This window comes from Streptomyces sp. MH60 (assembly GCF_002939385.1).
GTDB lineage: Bacteria > Actinomycetota > Actinomycetes > Streptomycetales > Streptomycetaceae > Streptomyces.
This window is the reverse complement of the sequence record NZ_MULI01000003.1, coordinates 135,700-151,056: the sequence shown is the minus strand read 5'-3', so window position 1 is coordinate 151,056 and position 15,357 is coordinate 135,700. Positions and strand designations below refer to the sequence as shown.

Here is a 15,357-nt window from a genome sequence, read left to right as displayed (position 1 = left end):
CAACCCACCGCGCGACGACACTGCCCGGAGCACGGGACGCCGCGGCCGCGGGGGCCAGTGAGGCTCAGATCCAGCTCGAAGGCGGAGAGGACGGCGAGGACGAGGCCGAGCTCGTTCACAGCGCTGCCGCACCTCACGCCGACCGCCCCGGTGACCCGCTGCGAGGGCGCAAGACACCGCCTTCTTCGGTGGGTTCGACTACCAACGTACTGGCCCAGCCATTCCCCAGGTCTCGCGTGTCCCGGACTTCCTCGTACTCGCGGCGGGACGTTCGTGGTCGGCCGGACGTGCGACAACACCCGCCGCAACGCACGCGTCTACCACCGCCTCCCGCTCCTGATCAACCGGAGATCGCACGGTCCTCGGGCGGATTGCCGGATGCCGACGGGACGGCGAAGAAGCCCAGTGCGGCGAGAACCGCCACGCTCGCTGCGAGAGCCAAGGCGACTGGAAGGGACCGACTCGCGACAGGGCCGGCAACCGCCGCCCCCACGGCGAATCCGGTGATCTTCAAGCTGGCGCCGGTGGTGAAGATCTGGCCGCGCAACTCTCCCGGGGCCTCCCGGTGACGGATGGCGAACACAGCGGCCAGTTGGGGGCCCTCACCGACCCCCGTTACGAGTACAGCCACGACAAGCATCACGGGAGAACCCACCGTGGCCAGGACCAAGGCGACAGCCTGGACCAGAGCGCCGGCCCAGATGATCGTCTCAGGGGCAACGGAACGCGCAAACCGGGCGAGTACGGCGTTGGCCGCCAGAGCGGAGACCGCCGCGCAGGAGAGCAGCAGCGCGCCGCGGCCGACTCCGCCCAGGACACGCTCACCCAGAAGCGGGACGCACGCCGTCAGCATGCCCTGGGCGACGCAGGAGACGACGGAGGTCAGGGTCGCGCGGGCCAGTGACGGACTTCCGATGATGACCTGTATCCCGGCGGCCAGGTCCCTGATCACCGGGGCCGTCCGAACACCCCGCGCCCGACCTGGACGGGCCGGCAACGTCCAGGCGGCGGGCAGTGCCAAGGTGATGAGCACGACGGAGACCACCACTGCCGACGAGGCGCCCAGCGCCTCCGCCACGACGCCTGCGAGAGCCGGACCGGCCAGACTCGCCACGCTGAACGTCATGGCATCGAGCGCGTTGGCCCGGGGCAGGTGGCCACCGGGCACGACACGGGGCAGCTGGGCCGTCCATCCGCCCGACAGGGCCGGCCCCAGCAGCCCTGTCACCATGGCGATCACGATCGTGACGGCGAACGGCCACCGGCCGAGTCCCCCGAGCATCACCGCCAGCCCCGTCACATACATGACGAGGGCCCCGGCCAGCAGGCGTCCCGGCCTCACCGCCCTGTCGAGGAGCGCCCCGAGCACCGGCCCACCTACGGCGGCAGAGATCGTGATTCCCGCGAGCAGCGCCGACGCTTCGACCGTCGATCCGGCCACGGCGAATCCTGCCAGCATCAGCGCCGGTCCCGACATCTCGTCCCCGGCACGAGCTGCCACTGCTCCAGCGAGATACAAGCGGAGTGAGTAACGCCCTCTCATCAGCGAGACGTTACGGAGGTAACTCAAAACTCAGCAAGATGCGTTACATTCCACAGGTGCTCTCCCACCGCGACGACTGGTCCACCCGCCACTCCGTGCTGACCACGGCTCGTCGGACCGCCGCCCTGATCAACACCCTCGCCGCCGACCACCCCGACCCGGCAGGAGTCGCCGACGTCCTCCGCACATACGGCGAGACCGACCCCATCGACCTGACCACCCAAGACGTTGCCGAGATGCGCGCAGCCGCTGCCCTACTGCGGCAAGTCTTCGCCGCTGAGCACACCGACGACGCCGCAGCCGCCCTCAACCGTCTCCTGCAGGACCACACCGGACCACTCCGCCTGACCTCGCACGGCAGCAGCACGCCCTGGCACCCCCACCTCGACCACGACGACAACGCCCCCTGGCACGCATGGTTCCTCGCCTCCTCCTGCATGGCCCTGACCGTCCTTGTCTGGGACCGCCAACGCCCACCCGGCAGAGTCTGCGCCTCGCCCAGCTGCCACAACGTCTTCATCACCCAGGGCAGCGGCCCCGAACGCCGCTACTGCTCCCGCCGGTGCGCGACCCGCGAACGAGTCGCAGCCCACCGACGCTCCCGCACCACCCAACAACCGAACAGACTCACGTAGAACGCCCAACCCCATGCAGACCACTCAACGACCTGGTCCCGACTCGGATCAGGCGGAGAGACACCCACTGAATCAGCGACCCAGCAGTGTCGACGCCGCGCGCGCACTGGCCGGGGGCGCCGAGGCCGCCCGCATGATCCGCGGCATTGTGCCGACCGCCCTCTCACCGGCGGTCCTGCCCTTCCTGTACGCGGTCTTCCTCCTGCCCGCCCAGCTGGGCGTCCCCGGCGTGCCCAGCCCCGCGGTCACGCCGCCGAAGTTGCTGTTCAACGTGATGGCCGGGCCCGGTGCCCCGTCGTCCATGACCACGTTGGTGTGCAGCGGCACATCTCGTGGCTCGCAAGAGGCGGTGGGTCAGGCGGCGCGGAAATCGTGAGCCGGGCCACCGCGCCATTCCACCCACCGCCGGTCGTCCAGAACGGCTTCCGCGTCGTCGATGCCGGCGCCTTCGAGGAACACCGCCAAGTCGTGATCGCTGTAGGCGGTGCCGAGTATCTCGTCCCGGCCGTGACGGTGCACGGTGACCCGTCGGCCCCCGGAGATCGAGGGCCGGTGCACGACGATGGGTGCGCGACTCACGCCTCCAGGGTGCTCCTGTCAGCCCGGAAGCGCGAGCAGCACGTGAGGGGGCGGTCATCAGCCGGCTTGCCGCGCCGCCGCTGCGCCTGATCGCTTCAGTCGGCCGGCGCATGCGATACCTGGGCAGTTCTGCCGCATCACGTGCGCGGTCAGGAATGGCGAGACCGTCGAGGGCTTGCGGTGACGCCATCAGCGATCAGCGGGCCAGTCCGGGGAGACGAGGCGGCGTACGGCATCAGTGACTGTTGCGCGCTGATGTGCGGGCGGGGCCAGGGCGTTGACGTCCTCTGTGTGGTGCTGCCACATGTTCGCGAGCGCCAGAACGAGCGCCAGGATCTCCGCGGCCGGCTTGTCCCGCCGGACGCTGCCGCGTTGCTGGGCGGCCTCGACGGAGGCGATCTTGTCTTGCATCGAGCGGGCCACGACGTCGGACGTCGGCCGTTCGGTGCTTTCCAGCGCGTACCAGGTGAGGAAGCGCATGACCTGGGGGTGCTGCTGTCCGGCATCGTGCAGGCGGCCGGCGTATTCGGCCAGGTCGTCGGCGTCGATGGGGACCGCGTTGACGGTCTGCTCGGCGATCGCTTCGTAGACGGCCTCGAACAGACCCTCCTTGCCGGCGGCGAAGGAGTACACCAGGCCAGGGCTGATGCCGGCTCGTTTTGCGAGCCGGTCCACGCGGGCTCCGGCCAGGCCGAACTCGGCGAACTCGGCGAGAGCGGCTTCCATCAGCTGCCGACGCTTGCGGTCGGGGTCACGTGTTGCCATGCACTCAGCCTTTCCAATGAACGTTCATTTGACAACTCGGATCAGCGCCTGCATGCTGAGCAAATTAAATGAACATTCATTTAGGAGGTACTCATGGCCAACGCGCACTGGACCCCGGCCGACATCCCGGACCTCAAGGGCCGAACCGCACTGATCACCGGCGCCAACAGCGGCATCGGCTACCGCACCGCCCAGGTTCTGGCGGAGCACGGTGCCCGCGTCCTGCTGGCGGGTCGGCGCCCTGACTCCCTGGCCGATGCCGCCCGCCGCCTGGACGCCGACGTGCCCGGCACTCGCCTGGAGACGGTGGAAATCGACCTCGGCGACCTTGCCTTGATCCGTGAGGCAGCCGCCCCGCTCGCCGCGGGCGAGACAATCGACATCCTCATCAACAACGCCGGTGTGATGGATGTCCCGGAGCGTCGGCTCACCCCCGATGGGCTGGAACTCACGGTGGGCACCAACCACCTCGGCCATTTCGCGCTGACAGCGCACCTGATGCCGGCCCTGCGGCGCTCTTCAGCTGCCCGCGTCGTCACGGTCAGCGCCGTCGCCGCCGCCTGGCGCTCCGGTGATCTCGCAGATCTGATGAGCGAGCGCGGCTACCGCCCGATGAGTGCGTATGCCAAGTCCAAGCGCGCCAACGTCGTCTTCACCCAGGAACTCGCCCGCCGCCTTGCCGGCCGTACGCACCGTGCAGTGGTCGTCCATCCGGGCTCGGCCGTCACCAACCTGCAGCGCCACACCTCCGCCAGCCGGACGGGGCGCCTGTTCGTGGCCCTCGCCTCCCGCACACTGATGGGCTCCCCCGACGGCGCGGCCTGGCCGTCTTTGTTCGCCGCGACCCATCCCGACGTCACCAATGGGGCCTACCTCGGCCCGGCCGGACGCGACCAGACCTCCGGCACGCCCAAACCGGCCCGGCTGCCCACCGGAGCGGACGGCCCCGACCTGGGGGCCTGGCTGTGGCATGAGAGCGAACGGCTGACCGGCGTCACCTTCCCCATCCCGCAGACGTCTGCTGGACTTCGGAGTTCGGCCAGCGCTGGCCCATGAAGGGGAATGGTGGTGCCTGCCTTCTGCCGCTCGGCGACTGCCCTGCTCGCCGGATCGACGGTGAAGTTCGAACGCCCCCCGGTCCACGCGCACATACCTCCCGTACACAGCACTCGTCGGGCGTCACAGAAGCACCGCTCCGACGACGACCGCCGCCACGCCGAGGAGCAGCGCCACGACGCCGAAGGCAGTGTCGACTGAGCGGGACCGGTGTTCTGCCGCGAGGTCGGTGGTGAACACAGCGGGGTCGTCGGGCGTGTAGTGGACTGTGACGTTGCGGCCGTAGGAGTTCGCGGGGGCAGGCAGCCCGCCGGTGCAATAGGCGCTGACGGTGGTGCCGTCGTGGGTGGTGAAGGTGATAACCGGCGTGTGGCTGGTACTGGTGTGGCCGTCCTCGTCGGTGCTGGTGTCCGTGAGCACGGCGATGACCCGGCCCTGAACAGGGGGCCGGGAGGTCAGCCCATCCATACGTCGGCTCGCCGCGCGTTCGCTCTGCGGCAGGTACCAGACGCCGGACACGGTCCACGGCCCACCGAAGCCGATCAAGGCCCACGGCCAGGCCCAGTCGACGGCGGCGAAGACGACCAGTCCGACGTAGATCAGGAAGAGCGCGAAGTTCGGCCACCCGAGCCCTCGTCGGCCCGCCCACAGGTCGCCGACGAAGTGGTAGGCATGCGGTCTCCCGCGCGGATAACGGACACCGATCTCCCGTCCGGGCCAGGCCGCCGTGATCCTTTCCCCGCGGTCACCGTCGTTCGTCACGGTGAACGCCTCCCCGGTGGACGGATCCTGGAAGGAGACGACCACGGGTATCCCGTCGTGCTGCGAGCTTCCGTGCCTGGGCTCGCGCACCCGCTCGATCCGCCCCACCACCCTCACCGCCCGCTGCGCCGGTGTCGCCCCGGCCAGCGACCGGGCATAACCGACCAGCGCGAAGATGCCGAACGCCCCGCACCACAGCGCCAGATATCCCTGCAGGCCCACGTGTCTTCCCTCTGCTCCCGTGTCGACGCGGCGCCCGTCAGTGCGCCGGAGTGCGGCGCACCACCTTGCCCTGCGCGTCCGCCTCCAACGAGGCACCTCCTTCGGTACCCGTCACACCGACCCTGACGGTGAGAGAGCCGGTGAGACGCTCGACGGTGATCTGCCAGGTCTGCGAGGAACCGGCCCGCAGGCTGCTTTTCGCCTCCTTGACCAGCGCAGGGAAACGGTCGTAGGGCAGGGAATCCGGGTCGAACGTCGAGGCCCGTGCGCCGGTGGGCGCGTAGACGATCGACAGCAGGCGTTCCTGCACGACGACGGTGAGCGCCGCGCGCGTGTCCGTGCCCTTGGCGAGCGAGCTGACCGCCCGGCGCAGTTCGCCCTCGTCGAGGAACGACTGGTTCGGGCCGAGGGTGACCGTGCCGGACGCCGACGACACCACCGTGGTCGACGACGAGGAAGTGGAGGAGGAGACCGATGGTCCGGTGGCGGCAGCGGGCGGGTGCGCGGAGGCGTTCTGGTCGAACAGGTCGGCGCGGAACAGCAGGACCACGCCGCCCGCTGCGAGCAACAGGGCGAGCAGCCCGACGAAGCCGACGGCACAGCCCTCGGGGGCCTCGCTCACCATGGCGGGTCCTGGCGCGGAGTCGATGCGGGCCCCGGCCGCGCGCTCCTCCCACTCCGGTGTCGGCCGCTTCACGATCCTCAACCGCCATGGCCGGTCCGGCGGGTACTGGACCACCACGACGCCGCCCGGCCGGTAGTCGGCCAGGTCGACGACGTTGATGCTCTGCGTGAACGCGACGCGATACGCCGGTACGTCGTCCGGCGCGACGGTCAGATCGAACCGCACCGCCACGTCGCTCGTCGACTCACCCCCGACCGCCTCCCGGCTCTCGACCATCGCGAGCGCGGTGCGGGGCGCGACCGCCGCCTCCCGGGCCCGACGCGGTGCACCGGCGAGGAAGAAGAGCAGACCGTAGACCGCGGGCAGGACCAGTCCCGTGACGAACAGCAGCGCGTTCTCGATGATGCCGCCGACGACGAGAGCGGCCAGCGACGCCCCGATCACACCGCCCGTGAGGAACCCCGAGGCGACAGCAGCGGGAGTGCTGCGCGTGGGCGGCGCGCCCGTGGTGATCGTCATACGGGTGATTGTGCCGGGCTCGGGTGACGGCCGGTACCTCTTCGACCACCCCGGCGCGGATCCGTAACGCCAGCCCGGCCAGCCCGGTCGGCAGGCCGGCCAGCAGATGAGCGATGCGCGGGCCGTCCGCCGTACCCGGAGTCCAGCACGATACGGAGGTCAGTCGGTGAAGAAGTCACCCAAGGCGGCGGAGAGCGGGCCAGGGGCTTCCTCCGCCACATGGTGTCCGGCGTCGATGCCGTGGCCCCGGACGTCGTCGGCCCAGTCGCGCCAGATGGTGCGCGGGTCGCCGTACAGGTCCTCCAGATCGTCCCGTAGCGACCACAGGACCAGGACGGGACAGTCGATCCGTGCGCCCCGGGCGCGGTCCGCCTCCTCGTGTCGGCGGTCCACGGTGAGACCGGCGCGGTAGTCCTCCAGCATGGCGCGGACGACGTCCGGATTTCTGGTGGCGGCCCGCCACTCGTCGTAATTCTCCTGCCCCATGGCCTCTGGGTCGCCGCGGTACCAGGAGTCAGGATCGGCGTTGATGACGCGTTCGGGGATCTCCGGCTGGGCGAAGAAGAACCAGTGCCACCACGCGGTGGCGAACCTGGCATCCGCACGGATCAGGTGCTCGCTCAGAGGCAGGCCGTCCACGAACGCCGCCCGGGTCACCGCGGAAGGGTGGTCCAGCACCAGCCGGAGCGCCACAGCGGCCCCACGGTCGTGCCCGACGAGCCCGAAGCGATGGTGCCCGAGGGCCTGCATGACCTCGACCATGTCCTCGGCCACGGCACGCTTGGAGTGCGGGGCGTGATCCGCGGCGGGCGCGGGACCGCGGGAGCGTCCGTAACCGCGCAGGTCGGGGCAGACGACGGTGAAGCCGCGCCGCACCAGAACGGGCGCGACCCGGTGCCAGGTCGCCGACGTCCGCGGGTGGCCGTGCAACAACAGGAGAGGCGGGCCCTCGCCCCCGTACCGAACGAAGACGGACGCCTCACCGGTGCGCACCGTCTTGGTGGCGAACTCCTCGAACATGGCATGCCCTTCTCGCTCCGGGGCCCGATCCGCGCTGCCCCGCCGTCCCGCCTGCCCCTCATGAGCCCCGGCACTCATCTGGACGGCCCGAGAAACGGGGCTCCGGTGTTGACTCGGCCGAAGCCAGGGCGCCATCCATCCGTCCGGCCCGCCCGCCCGCCCGCAGCAGGAAGACCGCCTTCGCTCGAAGAGCTGTGCACCGTGCGCTCCACGCCGAGCCACTCGCCGCACTCATCCGACGGACTGCTGCCAGTGCCACCAGCGATGACGCATGACGATCACCAGGCGCAGGTGCGGCTTCCCGTGCCCCCCTCAGGCAGCGACAGAATCCCCAACCGGCCACCGGCCTGCTCACGGACGTCGAAGCGGTGACGAGTATCAGGGTGCAACAGACCGCGGTCACGGACCGGGCGGTGCCACAGGCGGCTGGACAACCGGTGCGCGACGACCTCCGTGGAAAGCACCACACACGAAGCCGGATGAGCGGCGCTGCGGTGTTCCGCTCGGCCCGCACCTCCGTCATGTGCGCGGCCGGCTGCTCGAGTCCATCCAGTTCCGCGCGACGCGCGGTGATGCCGGCAGTTCGGGGCCCAGCACGCGTCGGGTCGCAGAAGGCAGCCCAGCCGCCACGGGAAGGAACCAGCCGCTCACACCCCGGGCCCCTCGTGATCAGCGTCCGGGCGAGAGGCGATCCGTCACCGCGAGAAGGGGAGGAGGGAAGGGATACTGGGACGCGCAACGGCGACGGCGGTGACCACCCGGTTGGGGGACGACCGCATGCCGCCCGAAGCCTGAGTGACCGGCTCCGGGCAACCGGACAGAAGCTGACGGGGCAGCCGTCTGGGTCAGCCGTGGTGGCGGCGCCGGCAAGGCCCGGCGAGGGTGGAGTAACGCCCGACACTCGTCGGCCCTCACCGCCACTCCTGCAAGGAGCACGCCCATGTCCGGACGCAATACCGTCATCCGTAGCCTGCACGACGTGGGCCTGGCCGCCTGGTTCGGCGGCTCTCTGATGGGCGCGGTCGGCCTCAACGGGGCGGCCGAGCACGAGGGCTCCACGGTCGCCGCCCGGGCCCGGATCGCCTCGGTCGGCTGGACGAAGTGGGTGCCGGTCAACGCCGCCGCGATCGGCGCGCACCTGTTCGGCGGTGGCGGCCTGCTCGCCGTCAACGCCCACCGCGTCAGGACCCAGCACGGCGTGGGCGCCTCCACCACCGCCAAGACCGTCGTCACGGCGGCAGCCCTGGCCGCCACCGCCTACGCCCGCGTCCTCGGCAAGAAGGTCGAGTGGGCCTCCTCCGCCAACCCCGACGACGCGGAGAAGGGGGCCCGGCACCCCGTCGACCTGGGAAAGGCCCGGCGCCAGCTCGCCTGCGTGCAGTGGACGGTGCCCGCCCTCACCGGATGCCTCGTCGTACTCAACGCCCTCCACGGCGAACAGCAGCGCCCCCTCGAACAGCTCCACGGCATGTGGGCGCACGCCCGCTCCATGACGCCGCTCGTCCCATGAGCTGACCCGTCGGACGCCCGCCCCAGGGCTGCTGATGGCCGCGAGCCCGCATACGACCCCGCCTCCAAGCGACGTGGTGGTTGCGAGGCGGGTGCTCCGCGGCCATGTCCAGGACGACGTCGACGGCGTCGAGCTGCTCGCCCCGGCACTTCACGGCGTTCGTGGACATACCGCTCGGTTCCGGGGCGGCGGAAGCTGTACACGCTGTTGTCGACCGACGCGCGACGCGGAGCACGCCCGCGGCACAGGCTCAGCCGTTGCCGACCAAGTAGCGCACTGCCATCAAGGACCGTGTCCTCGCGCAGGGGCGTGAACCCGAGGCGCTGGGCGACAGCCGCCTCTGCACCGTTTAACCTCTGGCTCGGGACGGCTTCCCCGCCGCCTGAGCGCAGACCGCCGCTCCGGGCGCTTTTCGCTTCTTCTAATCAGCCCCTATACCGCTGCCGTACGAGGGCGTGAGGTCAGCGGGGCGGGCGGGTCGGTTCCGTGGGTGAGGTCTGCGGCGTCGGCGCCGTCCAACTGGCGAGGAGCCTGAGTCGGTCCTCCGAGGGGGTGCCGGGCTCGGCCGTGTAGACGATCAGGTCGTGGACGGCTCGTTGGGGCAGGGGCAGGTCCAGGGAGCGGAAGGTCATCTCCAGACGGCCGACTTCGGGATGGTCCAGCCGCTTGACGCCCTCGTGACGGATTCGGACGTCGTGACTGGCCCACATGGTGCGGAAGTCAGCGCTGAGCGTGGACAGTTCGCCGACCAGCTCGCGCAGGGCCCGGTCGTGAGGTTCTCGTCCGGCTTCGGCGCGGAGTACTGCGACCGTTGCTCTCGCGCCTTCTTCCCAGTCGACGAAGAAGTCGTGGGAGCCGGGGTCGAGGAAGAAGTAACGGGGGAAATTGGCGCAGCCCCGCTCGCCCGTGGTGTCGCTGTCGAACATCGGTGAATACAAGGCCCTGCACAGCGCGTTGCTCGCGACGATGTCCAGACGGCCGGTCCGTACGAAGGCGGGAGCCATCGTCATGGAGTCCACCATCCACTGGACGGAGGACGGGATCTTGACGTCCTTGCGGCGGTTCGAGCTGCGGCGGGCGGGGCGAGCCGCCCTGGCCAGCTCCAGCAGGTAGGTGCGCTCGTCCTCGTCGAGGAGCAACGCCTGCGCGACCGCTTCCAGCACGCTCTCGGAGACACCGCCGATGTGGCCCTTCTCCAGCCGCGTGTACCACTCGGTGCTCACGCCGGCGAGGGCCGCGACCTCCTCGCGCCGTAGTCCCGGAACCCGGCGCCGTCGGCCGGTGGGCAGTCCGACCCGTTCCGGGGCCAGCTTGGCGCGTCGGCTGGTGAGGAAGGCACGGATCTCCGAGCGGTTGTCGGCGGGATCACCGGTCTGGTTTTCGGACGGAGGTTCCATTCGTCCACAGTACCCAGCGGCCGAGCGATGGGGAGGTTGCGTTTATGCCCCCCGTAAACCCGACCTTGCCCGCCTCTGACGGCGCCGGTTTCCTGAGGTCGGCGGACTTGAGCGGCACTCCTCCATGGCGGGCCGCCGTCCGCCGCCCCCCTTCCCCACCTCAGGAGCATGACCATGACCATGACCAGCAAGACCGTATTGATCACCGGCGCGACCAGCGGTATCGGCGCCCACACCGCGCAGTTGCTCCTCGACCGCGGCCACCGTGTGGTGGTCACCGGACGCAACGAGAGCAAACTGAAGGCCTTCCTCGACCAGGCCGGCCACGCCGACCGGCTGCTGGGTCTGGTGGCGGACGCGGCGGACTGGCAGGCCACCGAGTCGGTCGTGACCCGCACCGTGGAGCACTTCGGTGCCCTTGACGCGGCGGTGGCCAACGCCGGATTCATGTCCGGCGACTCCATCGGGGACGGCGACCCGGCGCTGTGGTCGCCCATGGTCCTCACCAACGTCCTCGGCCCCGCTCTGCTGGCCCATGCCGCCCTGCCCCACCTGGAGGCCACTGGCGGACGGCTGGTGCTCATCGGCAGCGTCGCCGGGCTGAAGAACTCTCCCGCCAATCTCTACTCGGCCACCAAGTGGGCTACCACCGGACTCGCCGAGAACCTGCGCCTGCACGCCACGCCCCGCGGCATCGGTGTCACTCTCGTCAACCCCGGAATGATCGACACGCCCTTCTGGCAAGGCGCCGACGTTCCCCCCTTCGCCCTGTCTCCCCAGCCCATCGCCGAGGCCATCTGTTTCGCCCTCGGCCAACCGGCAGGCGTCGACCTCAACACCCTCACCATCCGGCCCATCGGCCAGCCCGCCTGAAAGGGGCGGGGCTGGGGCAGGGGCCGGCGCGGCGGAGGCCTCTGATCGCATCACGAGCCTGCGGACAGACCGGCACCCGGCGAGGGCTGGGCGGCGATCCCCGTGTCGCCCCTGCCGCACCGTTTCGATCTCGCTTCCACCGGTACCCAGCCCTCTGGGTCCCGGGAGGCCGGGCGTTGAGAGGAGGCGGCTTGAAAGCCCGACTTGAACGGTATCTGCTGCAGGACTTCCCGTTCCTTCACCTGATCATCGGCGGCTTCGGCAACACGACGTTCCTGGTCGGCAGCGTGTGCTTCCTCTTTCCCAGCCTGGAAAAGATCGCCCTGTGGCTGTTCGTGGTGGGCTCACTCGGCATGCTGGTAGGCACCGCCGGTGAGGCGTTCGTCCGGCACGAGCGTAAGTCGCGCCAGCGGAACACCACCTCGCAGCCACCGCCGATGCACGAGGGCGGGGACGGTGGCATGCACGGACCCGGTCATTAGCAGCCCTACGGCAGGCGTCCGTCGGGTCGGCTCGTGGGACGAGCGGAGTCGTGGAGCGGGCGTAGGCGGTGGCGGCGGCGTTGACCGGACCCGTGCTCACTTCGTCCAGCCGGCCGAGGCGATCCGGGTCCGGGCGGCGATCGTGGAGCCGAGCTGCGGGAGATTGAGATCAAGCTGGTCGGGCTGACGCGTGAAGTAGCGGGTCGAAGCATTGACAGCGCGTGCTCGGAGAGCTGTGCGGGAACCGATTCCTCCATGGTGATCCCCTGAGCGGTCGTCGGTCCAGTCGGCTTGTGGGCCCGCGACTTCAGCCGGGCCTAGCACGACCGGATACAGTGCGCGGGTCTGCAAGTGTGGTGAGGGAGGGCAAGCATGACCGACACCAGCAGCACCCGGCCTGCCGAGGGTGGGGCGCGAGCGCCGCGGCAGAGCCGGCTGCACAGCCTGATGCGCTACCTCCCCCTGATCGCCCCCATCCTGCTGTGGGCCGTGCCCTGCTGGGTGCTCCTGCACGCGGGCCAGCACTGGCCGTTGCCCGTCACGCTGGCCGGCACCGCCCTGTTCGCCCTCGGCCTCGCCGGTATGCCGCTCGCGATGGTGCGCGGTCACGGCCGACACCAGCAGGACCGGGCGGCGATCGCCGGTGACACGCTGCTGGGCACCAGCTGGGTCCTTTTCACCTGGTCCGTTCTGCTCGGCGTCTTCTTGCGTCTGGCCCTGACCGTGGCCGGTGTCGGCGAGAGCCAGGACCGGGCTCGCATCGTCACGTGGGCCGTGCTCGGCGTGACCGCCGTACTGCTGACCTGGGGGTACGCCGAGGCCCGGCGCGTGCCGCGCGTGCGCCGACTCGATGTGCAACTGCCTCGCCTCGGTGCCGGGTTGGACGGCCTCCGGGTCGCCCTCATCACGGACACCCACTACGGCCCGCTCGACCGAGCCCGCTGGTCGGCACGAGTGTGCGAAGCGGTGAACGCCCTCGAAGCCGACGTGGTCTGCCACACCGGCGACATCGCGGACGGCACAGCCGAACGCCGCCGCGCCCAAGCCGCCCCGCTCGGTACCGTCCGGGCCACCCATGCCCGTGTCTACGTCACCGGCAACCACGAGTACTACAGCGAGGCCCAGGGCTGGGTCGACCTGATGGACGAGCTGGGCTGGGAGCCGCTGCGCAACCGCCACCTGCTGCTCGAACGCGGCGGCGACACCCTCGTGGTCGCCGGCGTGGACGACGTCACCGCCGAATCGTCAGGTCTGGCAGGCCACGGCGCCCACCTCGCCGGAGCCCTGAACGGCGCCGATCCCGATCTCCCCGTCCTGCTTCTCGCGCACCAGCCCAAGTTCGTGGACCGGGCCGCAGCAGCCGGCATCGACCTCCAGCTCTCCGGCCACACCCACGGCGGCCAGATCTGGCCCTTCCACCACCTGGTCCGCCTCGACCAGCCCGCCCTCGCCGGCCTCAGCCACCACGGCACCCGCACCTTCCTCTACACCAGCCGCGGCACCGGCTTCTGGGGCCCGCCGTTCCGTGTCTTCGCCCCCAGTGAGATCACCCTGCTCGTCCTCCGCAGCCCGCAGACGACCACGTCGGCGTAGCACCGGGCGGGTCATCACCGCGTCCGGCCTACGACGAGATCCGGCCTACGACGAGATCCGACCCACGCCCGAGGCCCGGCGCCGCTGCCGAGCCCGGCATGGCCACTTGCCAAGCCGGTCAGCGAGGGTGCACTGACGCCCGCTTTCGCGGCCACGTGCGTCGTGCCCGCAGCCGGCAGGCGGCCTGCGTCACGCCTGTTGCAGGTCGCGGTTCACGTGGACCTGGGTGAATCCATGCTCCAGCAGAGCCGAGCGGTTCGCATGCCCGTTTGATCGCACCCACTGGCTGGACACCGCGTCGAGTACCGCGGTGGCGGCGTTGGTGAGCAGGTCCGCGGTGTAGGCGTCGATGTCGGCCCCCGGCCGGCTCCGCAGCGCATCGCTGACTCGCCGACGCCATTCCGCTCTTCGTTGGTGGAGGCGTCCTACCAGCGCGGGTGTGGCCTCGATGAGGCGCAGGGTCGCGAGTACCTGCTCGCCGGCATGGATCTCCTCCTGCCAGGCCCGTAGGACGTGATGCAGAGAGTCCCAAGGGTCTTCCTCGGCGGGGCGTGCCGCGATGTCGCCGACCACCTTCTCTCCGGTGAGGTCGACGCCGTCGAAGACGACGTCTTCCTTGGTCGGGAAGTACCGGAAGAAGCTGCGTTTGGTCATGCCGGCTGCTTGAGCGATGTCCTCGACGGTCGTGTCGTCGAAGCCCTGGCGGACGAACAGACCGATGGCCACCTCGGCGAGCTCTGCCCGCACTGCTCTGCGGGTGCGTTCACGCAGTCCTTCTTCCATGCACCCAGTCTACTTTGCATCACCTGATGACTATAGTGTCACCGAGTGACAGGCGACGGAATGGAGTGGTGACCATGAAAGGCAAGACCGTTCTGATCACTGGCAGCACCGGAGGCATCGGCAAGGAGACGGCACGCCAACTGGCGTTGCTCGGCGCCGACGTCATCCTCGTCGGCCGTAACAAGAACCGCGCCGACAGTGCCGTGGCGGAACTCCGCCGCTCCAGCGGAAACGAGGGCGTCGCAGCGATCACAGCCGACGTGTCTCGCCTACGCGACGTCCGTCGACTCGCCCGGGAGGTCAGCACCCGGACCGGTGGCGTGGACGTGCTGATCAACAACGCCGGGGCGACGCGATCCCACCGCGAACTGACCGAGGACGGCATCGAGACCGCGTTCGCGGTCAACGTGGTCGCGCCGTTCTGCCTCACTCACTGGCTGATGCCGGCTCTGACGGCCTCGGGACCGGCCCGGGTCATCAACATCACCGGCGGCATCCCACGGGGACGGATCGACCTGGAGAACCTGCGTGGCGAGAAGTCCTATGTCGGACTGTCGTTCTACAACCAGACCAAGTTGGCGCAGATGGCGATGAGTTACCGCTTCGCCCAGCAGCTCAAGGCGACGCCGGTGACGCTGAACGTCGCCTACCCCGGGCACGCCTACACCTCGATGAACAAGAACCTCGCCACCAGCACCTACCCGCCCCTGGCACGCCCGATCGTGCCGCTACTGCGGCTCGCGATGCCCCTCGTGTACGGGCACCGGGCGCTGCTCAAGGCCACCCGCTCCAGCGTGTACCTCGCTTCCCGTCCCGAGGCGCAGGAAGCCCACGGCACCTACTTCAACAGCAAGGCCATCCCCACCCCGTGGCCCGACGCAGCCCTGGACGACACCACTCGCAACACCGTCTGGGAACTGTGCGAGACATACCGCGATCGTCTGACCACGACCTGACACACACCACCGGGCGAGGTTCGGCCCCTGGCACCCG

16 protein-coding genes are annotated in these 15,357 nt (G+C 70.0%); 8 read left to right on the top strand and 8 right to left on the bottom strand.

Annotated elements, in window-relative coordinates; all coding sequences use genetic code 11:
* Window positions 1–340: 340 nt before the first annotated feature.
* Window positions 341–1,501 (bottom strand): MFS transporter, encoded by a 1,161-nt coding sequence (locus tag BZZ08_RS04215; RefSeq protein ID WP_446750232.1) that lies wholly within the window; start codon window positions 1,499–1,501, stop codon window positions 341–343.
* An 80-nt stretch (window positions 1,502–1,581) separates the two neighbouring features.
* On the opposite strand from BZZ08_RS04215, the gene BZZ08_RS04210 reads away from it, so the two are divergent.
* Together BZZ08_RS04210 and BZZ08_RS39360 are read left to right on the top strand one after the other, a co-directional pair.
* A complete protein-coding gene (locus tag BZZ08_RS04210; protein ID WP_104630759.1) occupies window positions 1,582–2,178 on the top strand; it encodes a CGNR zinc finger domain-containing protein in 597 nt (198 codons plus the stop codon).
* A gap of 133 nt (window positions 2,179–2,311) precedes the next feature.
* Window positions 2,312–2,554 (top strand): hypothetical protein, encoded by a 243-nt coding sequence (locus BZZ08_RS39360; protein ID WP_104630758.1) that lies wholly within the window; start codon window positions 2,312–2,314, stop codon window positions 2,552–2,554.
* On the opposite strand, the gene BZZ08_RS04200 is transcribed toward BZZ08_RS39360, so the two are convergent.
* Together BZZ08_RS04200 and BZZ08_RS04195 are read right to left on the bottom strand one after the other, a co-directional pair.
* Window positions 2,533–2,757, bottom strand: coding sequence for a hypothetical protein (locus BZZ08_RS04200; protein WP_104630757.1), 225 nt, complete (start codon window positions 2,755–2,757; stop codon window positions 2,533–2,535). The two genes, BZZ08_RS39360 and BZZ08_RS04200, sit on opposite strands and share 22 nt — an antisense overlap.
* A gap of 189 nt (window positions 2,758–2,946) precedes the next feature.
* The gene (locus BZZ08_RS04195) at window positions 2,947–3,522 is read right to left on the bottom strand and encodes a TetR family transcriptional regulator (RefSeq protein ID WP_104630756.1); all 576 of its coding nucleotides are present in this window, start codon (window positions 3,520–3,522) and stop codon (window positions 2,947–2,949) included.
* 93 nt (window positions 3,523–3,615) lie between these two features.
* Between BZZ08_RS04195 and BZZ08_RS04190 the strand changes: the two genes are divergently transcribed.
* The gene (locus BZZ08_RS04190) at window positions 3,616–4,578 is read left to right on the top strand and encodes an oxidoreductase (protein ID WP_104630755.1); all 963 of its coding nucleotides are present in this window, start codon (window positions 3,616–3,618) and stop codon (window positions 4,576–4,578) included.
* A gap of 123 nt (window positions 4,579–4,701) precedes the next feature.
* On the opposite strand, the gene BZZ08_RS04185 is transcribed toward BZZ08_RS04190, so the two are convergent.
* The 3 genes from BZZ08_RS04185 to BZZ08_RS04175 form a co-directional block, all read right to left on the bottom strand.
* The gene (locus tag BZZ08_RS04185; RefSeq protein WP_104630754.1) at window positions 4,702–5,562 is read right to left on the bottom strand and encodes a DUF3592 domain-containing protein; all 861 of its coding nucleotides are present in this window, start codon (window positions 5,560–5,562) and stop codon (window positions 4,702–4,704) included.
* 37 nt (window positions 5,563–5,599) lie between these two features.
* Window positions 5,600–6,706: a hypothetical protein gene (locus BZZ08_RS04180; protein WP_104630753.1), complete on the bottom strand. Its 1,107-nt coding sequence runs from the start codon at window positions 6,704–6,706 to the stop codon at window positions 5,600–5,602.
* A 159-nt stretch (window positions 6,707–6,865) separates the two neighbouring features.
* Entirely contained in the window at window positions 6,866–7,726 is an 861-nt protein-coding gene (locus tag BZZ08_RS04175) for an alpha/beta fold hydrolase (RefSeq protein WP_104630752.1), read from the bottom strand.
* Between the two features lie 940 nt (window positions 7,727–8,666).
* On the opposite strand from BZZ08_RS04175, the gene BZZ08_RS04170 reads away from it, so the two are divergent.
* Window positions 8,667–9,236 (top strand): hypothetical protein, encoded by a 570-nt coding sequence (locus tag BZZ08_RS04170; protein WP_104630751.1) that lies wholly within the window; start codon window positions 8,667–8,669, stop codon window positions 9,234–9,236.
* A gap of 461 nt (window positions 9,237–9,697) precedes the next feature.
* Here BZZ08_RS04170 and BZZ08_RS04165 read toward each other — a convergent pair whose 3' ends face one another.
* Window positions 9,698–10,633, bottom strand: a complete 936-nt coding sequence (locus BZZ08_RS04165) for a helix-turn-helix transcriptional regulator (RefSeq protein WP_104630750.1) — start codon at window positions 10,631–10,633, stop codon at window positions 9,698–9,700.
* A gap of 180 nt (window positions 10,634–10,813) precedes the next feature.
* Between BZZ08_RS04165 and BZZ08_RS04160 the strand changes: the two genes are divergently transcribed.
* The 3 genes from BZZ08_RS04160 to BZZ08_RS04150 all read left to right on the top strand — a co-directional run bounded on the left by BZZ08_RS04160 (window position 10,814) and on the right by BZZ08_RS04150 (window position 13,581).
* Window positions 10,814–11,506, top strand: coding sequence for an SDR family oxidoreductase (locus BZZ08_RS04160; RefSeq protein ID WP_104630837.1), 693 nt, complete (start codon window positions 10,814–10,816; stop codon window positions 11,504–11,506).
* 191 nt (window positions 11,507–11,697) lie between these two features.
* Complete coding sequence (locus BZZ08_RS04155; RefSeq protein ID WP_104630749.1) at window positions 11,698–11,988, top strand: YrhK family protein; 291 nt, start codon at window positions 11,698–11,700, stop codon at window positions 11,986–11,988.
* A gap of 372 nt (window positions 11,989–12,360) precedes the next feature.
* Entirely contained in the window at window positions 12,361–13,581 is a 1,221-nt protein-coding gene (locus BZZ08_RS04150) for a metallophosphoesterase (protein ID WP_104630748.1), read from the top strand.
* A 189-nt stretch (window positions 13,582–13,770) separates the two neighbouring features.
* Here BZZ08_RS04150 and BZZ08_RS04145 read toward each other — a convergent pair whose 3' ends face one another.
* Entirely contained in the window at window positions 13,771–14,364 is a 594-nt protein-coding gene (locus BZZ08_RS04145; protein WP_241965368.1) for a TetR family transcriptional regulator, read from the bottom strand.
* Between the two features lie 74 nt (window positions 14,365–14,438).
* On the opposite strand from BZZ08_RS04145, the gene BZZ08_RS04140 reads away from it, so the two are divergent.
* On the top strand, window positions 14,439–15,320 hold the full coding sequence (locus BZZ08_RS04140; RefSeq protein WP_241965367.1) for an SDR family NAD(P)-dependent oxidoreductase: 882 nt from the start codon (window positions 14,439–14,441) through the stop codon (window positions 15,318–15,320).
* Window positions 15,321–15,357: the final 37 nt, after the last annotated feature.

Excerpts from the sequence above, each read along its gene's own strand:
- BZZ08_RS04210 (WP_104630759.1), top strand. The coding sequence starts at position 1,582 with ATGCGTTACATTCCACAGGTGCTCTCCCACCGCGACGACTGGTCCACC.
- BZZ08_RS39360 (WP_104630758.1), top strand. The coding sequence starts at position 2,312 with ATGATCCGCGGCATTGTGCCGACCGCCCTCTCACCGGCGGTCCTGCCC.
- BZZ08_RS04195 (WP_104630756.1), bottom strand. The coding sequence starts at position 3,522 with ATGGCAACACGTGACCCCGACCGCAAGCGTCGGCAGCTGATGGAAGCC.
- BZZ08_RS04190 (WP_104630755.1), top strand. The coding sequence starts at position 3,616 with ATGGCCAACGCGCACTGGACCCCGGCCGACATCCCGGACCTCAAGGGC.
- BZZ08_RS04180 (WP_104630753.1), bottom strand. The coding sequence starts at position 6,706 with ATGACGATCACCACGGGCGCGCCGCCCACGCGCAGCACTCCCGCTGCT.
- BZZ08_RS04175 (WP_104630752.1), bottom strand. The coding sequence starts at position 7,726 with ATGTTCGAGGAGTTCGCCACCAAGACGGTGCGCACCGGTGAGGCGTCC.
- BZZ08_RS04170 (WP_104630751.1), top strand. The coding sequence starts at position 8,667 with ATGTCCGGACGCAATACCGTCATCCGTAGCCTGCACGACGTGGGCCTG.
- BZZ08_RS04165 (WP_104630750.1), bottom strand. The coding sequence starts at position 10,633 with ATGGAACCTCCGTCCGAAAACCAGACCGGTGATCCCGCCGACAACCGC.
- BZZ08_RS04160 (WP_104630837.1), top strand. The coding sequence starts at position 10,814 with ATGACCAGCAAGACCGTATTGATCACCGGCGCGACCAGCGGTATCGGC.
- BZZ08_RS04150 (WP_104630748.1), top strand. The coding sequence starts at position 12,361 with ATGACCGACACCAGCAGCACCCGGCCTGCCGAGGGTGGGGCGCGAGCG.
- BZZ08_RS04145 (WP_241965368.1), bottom strand. The coding sequence starts at position 14,364 with ATGGAAGAAGGACTGCGTGAACGCACCCGCAGAGCAGTGCGGGCAGAG.
- BZZ08_RS04140 (WP_241965367.1), top strand. The coding sequence starts at position 14,439 with ATGAAAGGCAAGACCGTTCTGATCACTGGCAGCACCGGAGGCATCGGC.